This window comes from Shewanella denitrificans OS217, from assembly GCF_000013765.1.
Classification (GTDB): Bacteria; Pseudomonadota; Gammaproteobacteria; order Enterobacterales; family Shewanellaceae; genus Shewanella; species Shewanella denitrificans.
Genome location: NC_007954.1, coordinates 2,958,810 through 2,971,162 on the forward strand (window position 1 = coordinate 2,958,810; position 12,353 = coordinate 2,971,162).

Below are 12,353 nucleotides of genomic sequence, written 5' to 3' on the forward strand. Positions count from 1 at the left end.
ACATTGCCCCCACTTGCTTTCCACTGTTAAAATAGGCATTTAGGCTTATGCTTACTCAAGTGGGCGCAGCTAGCCTTTGGTGGACACAATAATGATAATATTTTGGGGCTAAACATGATGCGTCAATGGCAACTCACCTTAGTGTGCGCCTGTAGCCTGCTCCTTAGTGCTTGCGGTAAAGCTCAGCTCCCTTCGGGGCTGGTGTATTGCAGTGAAGGGAACCCTGAAACCTTTAACCCGCAGCTTATTACTTCAGGCACCACAGTCGATGCCACCTCGAATCAAATTTATAACCGTTTAGTGGATTATGATGTCACCAGCGCGAGCATAGTGCCAAGCCTTGCGACCCAGTGGCAAGTGTCTGAAGATGGCCTTACCTATCGCTTTCATTTACGCCGTGACGTACATTTTCATCAATCCGAACTTTTTACGCCAAGCCGATATTTCAATGCCGATGATGTACTCTTTTCCTTCAATCGCATCATCGACCTTGCGCATCCTTACCACTACCTCACTCGCACGGGTTATCCCTTCTTTCAGAGTATTAGCTTTGCCGAGTTAGTGGATAGCATTGAGAAAGTGAATGACTTTGAAGTGGTTTTTCACCTAACACGCCCCGATGCCACCTTTATTTCTAATTTAGCAACCGACTTTGCGGTGATCTTATCCGCAGAGTATGGCCAGCAGCTATTAGCTCAAAACCAAGCGGAAAAACTTGATTTCTTTGCCATAGGCACAGGGCCCTTCAGACTCGATGAATATGTTAAGAACGAGTATATTCGCTACAAGAAACACCCTGACTTTTGGGGCGAGCCTCCCAAAATTGAAATGCTGGTGTTTGATATCACTCCTAGAAGCTCGGTGCGCCTTGCTAAACTCATCACCGGAGATTGCAGCGTATCAGCACTGCCAAAAGCCACTGAACTTGCCGTGGTCAAGCAGCACCCCAACTTAGTTATTGATACTCAGGCTGGGCTAAATGTGGCATTTTGGGCATTTAACACTCAAAAAGCCCCCTTCAATGATGTGAGAGTGCGCCAAGCGCTGGCCCATGCCGTGGACAAAGACAATATTCTGCGGGTGGTGTACCACGATACCGCCGTGGCTGCCACCGGCGTCTTGCCTCCCGCCTCTTGGGCTTATACCCCAAGCGTTATCCCTAATGAATACAATCCAGGCAAGGCCCGCGCCCTGTTAAAAGAAGCTGGGGTAAGCCGATTGCAAATCGATATATGGGCCATGCCCGTTGCCCGGGTATATAACCCCAATGCACTGAAAACCGCCGAGCTTATTCAGGCTGACTTGGCGGCCATTGGAGTGAAAGTCAATATTATCAGTTTCGATTGGAGTGTCTTTACTCAAAAACTGGCGCTGGCAGATTATGACTCTGTGCTCATCGGCTGGAATGCTGACAATAGCGACCCTGATAATTTTTTCTCTCCCTTATTAAGCTGCGCAGCGTTTAACTCTAACAATAACCGCTCACGCTGGTGCCTCCCCGCCTTCGATGAGTTGCTGGCCAAAGCGCAGGCCACCACAGATAAAGGTGAGCGAAAAGCCCTGTATCAAGCCGCCGAAGCCATCATTGCCGCACAAGTACCCATGGTAAACTTGGCCCATGGGCCAAAAGTGGTGCTGCGTAAGAGTTCGCTTATCTCTACCCATAACGCGCCCTATGGCGGTATTTCATTCGCTGCTATGATGCTAGCACCCCCCCAGTTAACGGCGCCCATTGAGCCAGCTCAACACATTGATCTTGAGTATTCACCCATAAAAAGCGCCCCCATGAAGAGCCCTGCCATTGAGAATCCGCCTAAAGAGCGCTCTGCCATAGAACAAGCACAAACTAAGGAGCAAGGCTGATGTGGCGTTATCTAATTAGACGCATGGTGCTGTTCTTTGCCACCTCCTTAGTCATGATGGCCGTGCTGTTTATTGCTACCAGTTTGTTTCCGGTGGAAAAAAGTTATTCACTGAGCGGCATTGAATTTCCAACGCCCCAGCAGCACGAGCAATTAACCCAAATCTATCAGCTCGATAACAACCTATTTAGTCAATTTACCGCCTATTTGCGGGAGCGCCTCTCTGGAAATTTAGGCATTTCCAGTAACTCACAGCAAAGCGTGGCCGATGAGCTGATGAGCGTGCTGCCCGCCTCCCTCGAGTTGTCTCTGTTTGCAGGCGCCTTAGCGCTATTTTTTGGGGTGCCCCTTGGGGTGATTGCGGCCCTAACCAAAAACAAACTAATTGAAACCAGCATCTTGGCACTAACACTCACCGGCTATTCAGTGCCCGTATTCTGGTTAGGCTTAACCTTGTCCTTGTGGTTTGGGGTGAATTTAGGCTGGCTACCCATAGCCGGACAAATTAACTTGCTCTATGAAATTGAACCGGTAACAGGCTTAATGCTTATCGATACCTTGTTATCCGACTCAGTCTTTGCCATGGCCGCCTTCGAAGATGCCTTATTGCACATCATTCTGCCTGGCGTCACTTTGGCTGTGCTGCCCTTTACCACTGTCATACGCATCACACGTCAGGCGCTGCAAGATGTGATGACGCAAACCTATATTCAGGCCGCTGAAGCGCGGGGACTTAGCAGCACGAAAATTCTCTTACGCCATGCCCTACCTAATGCCTTTATCCCTGTACTCAAGAGCTTTGGGCTTATGCTAGGTTCATTTGCAAGCTACGCCATTGTGGTAGAAGTGATTTTCGCCTGGCCTGGTGTTGGGGCTTGGTTAGTTTCAGGCATTTATCAACGAGACTACACTGTCATTCAGGGCGGTATCTTATCTGTGTCGCTGCTCATTATATTTTTAAGTATTATCATAGATTTAATCTATACAGCCATTAATCCTATGAGTAAAAAGGAGCTGTATGCCGCGCATTAAAATTTACCAAGAGGATAATATTGCCTCGCCGTCATTGCGAGTCTGGCAAGCGTTTTCCGCAAATCCTGCTTCCCTTATTTCGCTGTGGGTAGTGTTATTTCTGTTGCTGCTCATTGGCTTTGGACCGTTTCTTGCGCCCTTCGCCCCTGAAGCCCAGCAGGCTCATACGATATTAATGCCACCCTCTTGGGATATAGACGGTCATGTAGAGCACTTTTTTGGCACAGATGACTTGGGCAGAGATATTTTTAGCCGCATTCTGCACGGAGTGAGACTCACCTTTGGCATGTCGTTACTTATCGTGACTGCGGCCTTAGGGGCTGGATTTCTGATCGGCGCCATCTCCGGCATGATGAAAGGCATAAAATCGAGTATTTTGGGGCATTTACTGGATGCCTTGATGTCAATTCCTTCCTTGCTAATGGCCATTTTGGTGGTGGCCATTATCGGGCCTGGGCTATTTAACGTATTTTGGGCCGTCGGCATTGCCATGACGCCGCAATTTATTCGCGCCATCCATCAAGCGGTTCATGAAGAGCTGCAAAAAGAATATGTGACTGCGGCCCGTCTCGATGGCGCCAACAATTGGCAAATCTTCTGGTTTGTTATCATGCCCAATGTGTGGGATGTGGTCATAGTGCAAACCACGCTGGCCATTTCAGCGGCAATCCTTGATATCGCCGCACTGGGCTTTTTAAATTTAGGCGCGCAAGCACCCAGCGCTGAGTGGGGTTCCATGGTACTGCAAGCCTTAGATAATTTGCTCATCGCCCCTTGGACTGTCACCATCCCTGGCGCGGCGATTTTATTTAGCGTACTGTCGATTAATCTGGTGGGTGACGGTCTGCGCTCAGCCCTCGCTGCTATAAGAAACTAACCTATGCCATTACTCGACATACGCAACCTCACCATAGAACTCAACACCAATAACACGAAAGTGAAGGTGCTAGAGAAAGTGAGCTTGACCCTGAATGCCGGCGAAATTCATGGCCTAGTGGGGGAGTCTGGCTCAGGGCGCAGTTTGCTCGCCAAAGCCATCTTAGGCGCCCTTGGTCCCCAGTGGACAGTGATAGCCGACAGATTAATGTTAGATGGAAAAAACTTACTCGACATGAGCCCCAAACAGCGTCGCTGCTTGATGGGCAGTGATATTGCGATGATTTTCCAAGACCCTTCTGGCAGTTTAGATCCGGTGAAAACCATTGGCAGTCAGCTGATTGAATCCATGACGCCTAATAAAGCCGTGGCTTTTTGGCGCCGAGGCAAAGACACTTACCTTAACGCACTTAAATGGCTGCATAAGGTGGGCATTAAGAATCCAAAATCTTTGATGTCCTGCTATCCGTGGGAGCTGTCCGAAGGAGAGTGTCAGAAAGTCATGATTGCCATGGCGATCGCCAATCGACCTAAATTATTGATCGCCGATGAACCGACCAACTCGGTTGAGCTTAATGCTCAGGCACAAATTTTCAGATTATTATCCCAGCTCAATCAACTGCAAAATGTGTCAATTTTGCTCATCAGCCATGAGCTGGAAACCTTAGTGCAATGGTGCGATCACTTAACTGTGCTCTATGGCGGTCAGGTCATGGAGTCAGGACCCACAGATGAGATGATAGCCCATCCGTTTCATCCTTATACTAAAGCGCTCCTGAAAAACCTGCCCGATTACACAGGTAAAATGCGACATAAATCCTATTTACCGACACTGCAGGGCTCATCGCCTTCCTTGCACAATATGCCAGCGGGCTGCCGCTTAGGGCCACGATGCCCTGAGGCTCAGCGAAATTGCGTTAAGCAACCCGCTCTTGAGCATCAAAAAGACCGCTACTTTGCGTGTCATTTCCCCTATCTAAATGAGCAGGATACCGATGACGACGCCATTGCTTAACGTGACTGCACTCAGTAAACAATACCTGACGGGCTATAAGCGCTTCAGAGCGCAGTATTACCAAGCCCTAGCCCCAGTGTCGTTCGAATTAGAGCGCGGGCAAACCTTGGCCATAGTCGGTGAAGTCGGCTCAGGGAAAAGCACCTTAGCCCGCATTTTAGTGGGCGCTGAGCAGCGCAGCACAGGAGAGATATTCTTCGAAGGTGAAGCCCTAGAGTCACGCAATGTAAAGCAGCGCTGTCGACTAATTCGGATGATTTTCCAAGATCCTAATACGTCGCTCAACCCCAAACTCACCATAGGTGAATTATTAAATGAGCCATTACGCTTTAGCTCCAACTTAACGGCCATTGAGCGTAAACAACAAGTTATCGAGACCTTGCGCAAGGTGGGATTACTGCCCGAGCACGCCGATTTCTATCCCAATATGCTCTCTGATGGTCAAAAGCAGCGGGTCGCTGTGGCACGGGCCTTAATGTTAAACCCCAAGATCATCATCGCCGACGAAGCCTTAACGGCGCTGGACTTATCTGTCCGCTCTCAAATTATTAACTTATTGCTTAAATTACAGAAAGAAATGGGACTGTCTTACATTTTCGTGTCCCACAATTTGAATATTGTCCGCCATGTGAGCGATAAAATCATGGTGCTTCACCAAGGACAAATGGTGGAGCATGCCACCACAGAAGACTTGTTTAATTCACCTCAACACGAGTACACCCAGAGGCTTATTCAAGAACAGAGTCAGTTTATGCAAAAACGTTAAACTGATCCAACCACTGGGTTTAACAGCGCATTTTGATAAAAATCAGTGCCATTTAGGCGATGAACTATTTATCCTAGAGCCAATATTAAAGGAAGATACTGAAATATGATTATTAAACCAAAAATTCGTGGCTTTATTTGTACCACCACTCACCCAGTCGGCTGTGAGGCCAACGTTAAAGAACAAATCGAGCTAACCAAAGCCAAAGGCAAGATAGCTAATGGCCCAAAGCGTGTGTTAGTTGTGGGGTCTTCTAGCGGTTATGGCCTGTCATCACGCATCGCTGCAGCCTTTGGCTCAGATGCGGCCACCTTAGGCGTATTCTTCGAAAAACCAAGCTCAGAGACGAAGCCTGGCACCGCAGGCTGGTACAACACTGCCGCCTTTGACAAATTCGCTAAGGCTGAAGGCCTGTATTCTAAGAGCATCAATTGCGATGCCTTTAGTCATGAAGCTAAGAAAAAGGCCATCGAGCTTATCAAGGAAGACTTAGGTCAAGTGGACATGGTGGTCTATTCATTGGCCTCACCTGTGCGTAAATTACCGGATTCTGGCGAGCTTATTCGCTCATCGCTCAAGCCTATTGGTGAAACCTATACCGCCACTGCGGTAGACACCAACAAGGATTGCATAATCCAAACCAGCGTAGAACCTGCCACAGAACAAGAAATTGCCGATACTGTGACTGTGATGGGCGGTGAAGACTGGGAATTGTGGATCAACGCCTTAAGCGATGCTGGCGTATTAAGTGACAACTGCAAAACCGTGGCTTACAGCTATATCGGCACAGAGCTCACTTGGCCGATTTACTGGCATGGCGCCTTAGGCAAAGCCAAAATGGACCTTGACCGCGCCGCTCACGCATTAAACGATAAGCTTGCGGTTAAAGGTGGCTCAGCCAACGTTGCCGTGCTTAAGAGTGTCGTGACTCAAGCAAGTTCAGCCATCCCTGTGATGCCGCTTTATATCGCTATGGTATTCAAAAAGATGCGTCAAGAAGGCCTGCATGAAGGCTGCATGGATCAAATTTATCGCATGTTCAGTGAGCGTTTATACCGCACCGATGGCGCCGCCCCTGCCACAGACGATAAGCAGCGTTTGCGACTCGATGACTGGGAACTGCGTGAAGATATACAGCAGCATTGCCGCGACCTATGGCCACAAGTGACCACAGAGAACTTAAGCGAGCTTGCCGATTACATGGAGTACAAGGCTGAATTTCTTAAACTATTTGGCTTTGGCATCGAAGGCATAGATTATGACGCCGACGTGAACCCCAATGTCAGCTTCGACGTGATCGAGCTTTAACGAGCCCTAGTTCGATAAAGCTAGCACAGCGATATAGCTGTGACATAAAACATGAAAGCCGCATCAGATGCGGCTTTTTTATATCAAGCTGTTTAGACAATTAAACCGTTATTTAAAAAGGGATCCGCTAATGACCCGTATGAGCAGAAACCCAGCCACCCAAATCTGACGCGCAATCGTGCCCCCACTAGCCGCTGACTAAGCGCGGCGCAACAATATTTTTATCCATCTAATTTGCCGTGCTTATTAGTCTATATTTAATGAAAAATATTTAGCTTCGAAAACCATACCTTTATTCAAATAAAACCTATGGGCATTCTCTCTTGAGACCCCAGATACAAGCTTCACTTGCTTACAGCTATTGTCTTTAGCATAACAAAAAATCCAATCGAACAATGTCCCACCATAGCCTTTAGAACGAGCGCTTTGATCAGTTATTAGCTCTTCAATTTCAAGATAGCGTCCTGAATGTAACCACTCAGACATTCGAATTCCCGCTACAGCTTTTATACCATCATCATTTAAGTAGACTAATTCATAACCTGTCGACTCTGACATTTTTTTAACTTTATGGATAAAGTCGGCTAAGGTTAAGTGCTGTCGTAATTGAGAAATAAGATTAAAGCAGTCAGATATTTCTTTTTCTGTTTTAGCCAAACTAATTATCATCTTTTACCTACATTTTTAGTGAAGTTGGAATGAAATTTAAGCCCAAGTATGGGGCGTTAGTCCAATTGCCGAGATAACCACTTGAGCTTTTTCAAAACACTCTTTGGGGCATAAAGCTGTCACTAAAACTCTGCCATACAGGCTTACCATGGCATTGGCTCTTCGACACGCCGTCAACTCGTCAATGAGGGCTCGAACATCCCGTCAATGGGATGGACGGTCGTCTCGCCTTTCTCGTGGTGAAGCGTCATAATTCACCTTTTCAGTAATAGTGTAACTATTTGACTTAAAAGACAACATTCAAAATTTAATAATGGGTACCATCATTAGATTCTATGCACAAAGTATCAATATGCTGATTGCAGATCTAAATGGCAACTCTGATGCTAAAGAAAGGGTGTTGGACTAAATGGCTCGAGTTGCTCTATTGAATTAGGCATCAGGGATGCTGCGCCCGAGCCCATGGGGACTTACTTTTACAGAAAAACAGTCGGCGTCACTCGGGACCTTAGCCCAATGGCCGAGTACACCTTAATACGAATCACAACAAGCAAGCTTTGGGATATAAACGTGTCAGAACTTAATCAATACTCGCATAACATACTGATTTAGAAGCAATGACGACGCCATGCTATTTTGATGCTGCAGGGAAAAATAGTTTGAATGTCCTAATGAAAAACTGAAGCAGCGATGCTTCACCGTTATGCATTATGTTTTAAGCCCAAGATAAATATGGGTGACGGCTTTATGTTGGGCCACATCGGGGAACTGCGTGACTCGTTCAAGCACTAAGGGGAAGTCGGCTAACGGCTCGCCGCTGTTCACCAGCCATTGCCCGTATAAGTCGTTTATCGCCTCCCCTAGGCTTGCCTCATTGCCTGTGTGAGCAAGTAATGCGTAGCGCCCTTTGGGCAACTGTTTACTTACCATACCCACATCCTGCGCCGTTAATGGCCGGCCGATTTCGGCGCCAATATCCAATCGATACTCAGAAGCTGGCACATGTTTAACGTCATGATAAACAAGATTAAAGCTGCGACTGACAAGGGGCGGCGTATGCATTGCTCGTCGCCAACCGATAAAAGCCTGCAAACTGCCGTGTAAATTTGATACCGGCCCACTATGTTCAACCACAGCAAGTTCGATGCTAGCTAAGTCCACTAAAGTCACTTTGTGGTGAATATCGTTAGAGGCTAAGTTCGGCGTACGCATAGTGTCTAATGCCGCTTGCTTTTCAAACCATGCGTTCCACTCGGGTTTCAACCTGAAGGCTTCAGGTGTCATGCCGTTTCTTGCGTTAAAGTCCTCAGAGAAGGCCTTAGGGCATTGAAAGCTGGCATTTGATGCTATATCAGCCATGGATATATTTGGCCGGTAAGCCAACTCAAACACAGATTGTAAGTCTCTAAGTAGGTTGATGTAATCGATAAGTTCAATACCATACATGGCGCTAAACAAGCGCAGGAAATGCCCTTGACCCTGAGTTTGAGGTAAGCCTGCGATTGCAATCAAAGTATCAACGGCCAAGGGCTTGGACAAATGCTCATCAATATGGCTTAGCACCCGCTCAAACTTTTGTTGATAATCTTCCATCATGTTCATCCTTTCCTAACCAATCAGGCTAATTAACCAATCAAGCTTAATCAACCAACTCTATGCCTAAACTTTCTAGTAAAGTCAGTGCCTCGAAGCGGCTAAATATCGCGCCCTTGATGAGGTTGTTGTTAAGGTCAATGTGAAAGCCTGTGGCATCGGTAAAATTAGCCTTGGTTAAGTTGGTTCTATGAAACAGGCTATGGCTAAAGCTACTGCCGTGCATTTCTGCTTGGCTGAGATTGGCCTCCCTGAAATCAACATCATGAGCGCGGCAATGGTGCATCTTCATCAGCTTGAGCTGTTGGCCCATAAAGGAGCCTGAATCTAAAATACACTGATTAAATGAAACAGGAATACCACTGCTGAACTGCGGCCACTGAACCTGAGTCCAATCGATACCGAGCAGTTTACATTCATCAAATTCTGCACTATCAAATACGCTAAAACCAAGGCGGGCTAGACTTAAATTACATTCAACAAAGCGGCATTCGATAAACTTACAGCGCGAAAAGTTCACTTTACTGAAGTTACAGCGATAAAACACGCATTGCTCGAACTCAACCCCATCGAGTCCTTGCTCTGCTATATCGAGAGTATCGAAGCTTTGCTCAAAATAGCTTTGCAGGTTAAACATAGACTCTTCCTTGCGCTGCACCGTAAACAAAAACATAAACAAAAAGACCAAGGCAGGCCTTGGTCTTTTCACTTTTATCTTATTTTTATATCAGGGCTAGATTTATTCAGCCACTGGGTATTCTATATCGGCTTTGGCTTTTAACGAGGCGATTAAACCACGATAGTCAGCTTCGCTGTACTGAGGCGTTAATCTCTGTTTCATCGCACTTAATACATTGTCGTTAATGCCTTCGGCTGGGTTAACCTTATCCAACAGTATGATGGCATAACCAGAAGCTAGCTCAGCGGTATCTATGCTAACAGCATCCTTTGCAGGTACCGGCATCTGGAACGCTTTCGCCGCTATGCCGCTGTCGACATCTTGGCTATAACGGCCAAGCTTAGCCTGAGTGGTTAAACTTAAGCTTGAAGCATCGAAAGTGCTGTCTTTAAGTTGAGCCATGTACTCCACAGCTTTGTTAAGGGCTGCTTCTTTAGCTTTATCTTGTTGTAAACGTGCGATAATGCTGTCTTTTACACTTGAAAAACTCAAAGTTCCGGCAGCTTGATGCTCTTTCATACGCACCACAAGTATGTGATTCGGGGCGATTTCGATAACATCACTGTTCATGCCGCTAGCCAATACTTGATCGGAAAATGCCGCTTTAATAAAATCAGCCTGATTAAATTCCGCAGGCACAGCGTTACGATCGAATAACTCAGTGGTCTTGATGCTAGCACCAATGGCCTTCGCCGCGTCCACTAAGGTATCTGGGATTTCATAACTGGTATCGGCAAGCTTGGTTTGTAAACCGTAGAACTTGTCTAAGGCTTTTTTCTCTTGAATTTGAGCAACAATCTTAGCTTCAACATCAGCAAAAGGAGCTAACTGCCCTGCTTGCACATCTAAAAGCTTAATGATGTGATAACCAAATTCTGTACTCACTAAACCTGAATGAGCACCTTTCTCTAGTGAGAATAATGCCTCATCGAAGGCTGGGGCCATCACGCCAGGCTCAAACCAATCAAGTTTCCCGCCTTGTTCACCGCTAAACTTATCTTCTGAGTCAGTCTTAGCTAGGGCTTCAAAACTCTCCCCTGCGGTTAACTTAGCCAGAATAGCCGCCGCTTTAGCTTCATCGGCTGCATCGTCATCGGATTTATTGATCAGAATATGTGCCGCAAGGCGCTTTTCAGCCGTCTGATACTGTTTTTGATGCTCGTCGTAATAGGCTTTTACTTCTTCAGGTGAAGTTGTTATGTCTTTGGCAAGTTCAGCCACATTCAGCTCAAGATATTCAAGGCTCACTTTCTCAGGGCTTAAATACTGAGATTGATTGGCATCATAATAAGCTTGCGCTTCTTCATCTGTGACAGAGTTATCAGCTAAAAACTGGTTTGACTCAACGGTTAAGTAACGAATATCACGGGTCTGACCTTGTACTTCAGCCAGCTGCTTAGCTTCGCCATCGAGTGCAAACTCACTGCCCACTAACGCAGACAATAACTGACGACGAGTCATATCAACCCGCATCATGTTTTTAAAGCTCACCGCTTGATAGCCTAATTGACGCAATACCGCTTGATAACGGCTATTGTCAAATACACCGTCAGTCTGAAACGCAGGCTCAGAGACGATGGCTTGTTTAATTTGTTCATCCGACACGCGCAGGCCTAACGCAAAGGCGGCTTGATCGATGAGCTTGTCACCAACCAATTTTTCTAACACGCTCTGCTTAATCCCAGCCATATAAGTATCATCAGCGGCTAAGGTTTCAAACATGTCACCTAATTGCTGCTCGATACGGCTGCGCTCGTTTTGGAATGCTTGTTCTAATTCACTGGTAGATACTTCATCACCATTAACTATGGCGACGGGCAAATCCGTTGAAGTTCCCAAATAACTGCTGACACCAGCAAAAGCAAAGGAGAATATCACAAGCACTAAAATGCCTTTGGCTACAACGCCTTGTGAACCTTCGCGAATTTTCTCTAACATCTGAATTCTCGCTTGTTGCGATTAAAAATTAAAAAGGCGCATCACAGAATGGATGCGCCTTTTTTGTAATATGTAGAGCTTAGTGGTTAGACTCAAGCCCCAAATACCCAGTGTAATACAGGGTATTTATGCCCGCTTAGGTACAGCCTAGCTGCAACATGAGCGGATGCCTTACAAAGGCCGCAATATTAATAATTAATTAACTGCGTCTTTTAAAGACTTGCCAGCTTTAAATGCTGGAATATTTGCCGCAGCAATTTTGATTTCTTTACCCGTTTGTGGGTTACGGCCAGTACGCTCAGCACGTTGACGTACTTCGAATGTACCAAAACCAACTAGAGAAATTTTATCACCGTCTTTTAGACCTTCGGTCACTGCAGCGATAAAAGAATCTAGTGCACGGCCAGCTGCCGCTTTAGAGATATCAGCACCAGATGCGATTTTCTCGATTAGTTCAGATTTGTTCATGTCATCCCCTTGAATGTTATTGTCGCGCCGCAACCTAATCCATAGTGGAGCGGTCTGCGGAGGCTTTATTGTTATAAGTTTGTTGTTATTTCAAACCTATTATGAAAACCAAAAAAATGAAACTGGATACAGCTCAAAGTCAGCTAC

At 46.3% G+C, this 12,353-nt stretch carries 11 protein-coding genes; 6 read left to right on the forward strand and 5 right to left on the reverse strand.

The window, feature by feature from the left end; genetic code table 11:
- Window positions 1-114 precede the first annotated feature (114 nt).
- The 6 genes from SDEN_RS12860 to fabV all read left to right on the forward strand — a co-directional run bounded on the left by SDEN_RS12860 (window position 115) and on the right by fabV (window position 6,859).
- Window positions 115-1,863, forward strand: coding sequence for an ABC transporter substrate-binding protein (locus SDEN_RS12860; RefSeq protein WP_011496913.1), 1,749 nt, complete (start codon window positions 115-117; stop codon window positions 1,861-1,863).
- Window positions 1,863-2,894, forward strand: a complete 1,032-nt coding sequence (locus tag SDEN_RS12865; RefSeq protein ID WP_011496914.1) for an ABC transporter permease — start codon at window positions 1,863-1,865, stop codon at window positions 2,892-2,894. The genes SDEN_RS12860 and SDEN_RS12865 overlap by 1 nt, the downstream gene beginning before the upstream one ends.
- A complete protein-coding gene (locus tag SDEN_RS12870) occupies window positions 2,881-3,771 on the forward strand; it encodes an ABC transporter permease subunit (RefSeq protein WP_011496915.1) in 891 nt (296 codons plus the stop codon). The genes SDEN_RS12865 and SDEN_RS12870 overlap by 14 nt, the downstream gene beginning before the upstream one ends.
- A gap of 3 nt (window positions 3,772-3,774) precedes the next feature.
- Window positions 3,775-4,785: an oligopeptide/dipeptide ABC transporter ATP-binding protein gene (locus SDEN_RS12875; RefSeq protein ID WP_011496916.1), complete on the forward strand. Its 1,011-nt coding sequence runs from the start codon at window positions 3,775-3,777 to the stop codon at window positions 4,783-4,785.
- Window positions 4,766-5,551: a peptide ABC transporter ATP-binding protein gene (locus SDEN_RS12880; protein ID WP_011496917.1), complete on the forward strand. Its 786-nt coding sequence runs from the start codon at window positions 4,766-4,768 to the stop codon at window positions 5,549-5,551. Before SDEN_RS12875 ends, SDEN_RS12880 begins: the two co-directional genes overlap by 20 nt.
- A gap of 105 nt (window positions 5,552-5,656) precedes the next feature.
- On the forward strand, window positions 5,657-6,859 hold the full coding sequence (gene fabV / locus SDEN_RS12885; RefSeq protein ID WP_011496918.1) for an enoyl-ACP reductase FabV: 1,203 nt from the start codon (window positions 5,657-5,659) through the stop codon (window positions 6,857-6,859).
- A gap of 246 nt (window positions 6,860-7,105) precedes the next feature.
- Here the strand turns inward: fabV and SDEN_RS12890 are convergent, their stop codons facing one another.
- The 5 genes from SDEN_RS12890 to hupB all read right to left on the reverse strand — a co-directional run bounded on the left by SDEN_RS12890 (window position 7,106) and on the right by hupB (window position 12,206).
- Window positions 7,106-7,528: a GNAT family N-acetyltransferase gene (locus SDEN_RS12890; RefSeq protein WP_011496919.1), complete on the reverse strand. Its 423-nt coding sequence runs from the start codon at window positions 7,526-7,528 to the stop codon at window positions 7,106-7,108.
- Window positions 7,529-8,236: 708 nt separating this feature from the next.
- Window positions 8,237-9,124, reverse strand: coding sequence for an AraC family transcriptional regulator (locus SDEN_RS19890; protein WP_198134597.1), 888 nt, complete (start codon window positions 9,122-9,124; stop codon window positions 8,237-8,239).
- A 43-nt stretch (window positions 9,125-9,167) separates the two neighbouring features.
- Window positions 9,168-9,758: a pentapeptide repeat-containing protein gene (locus SDEN_RS12900; protein ID WP_011496921.1), complete on the reverse strand. Its 591-nt coding sequence runs from the start codon at window positions 9,756-9,758 to the stop codon at window positions 9,168-9,170.
- Window positions 9,759-9,860: 102 nt separating this feature from the next.
- A complete protein-coding gene (locus tag SDEN_RS12905) occupies window positions 9,861-11,738 on the reverse strand; it encodes a SurA N-terminal domain-containing protein (protein ID WP_011496922.1) in 1,878 nt (625 codons plus the stop codon).
- A gap of 195 nt (window positions 11,739-11,933) precedes the next feature.
- Window positions 11,934-12,206 (reverse strand): nucleoid-associated protein HU-beta, encoded by a 273-nt coding sequence (hupB, locus tag SDEN_RS12910; RefSeq protein WP_011496923.1) that lies wholly within the window; start codon window positions 12,204-12,206, stop codon window positions 11,934-11,936.
- Between the last annotated feature and the right edge of the window lie 147 nt (window positions 12,207-12,353).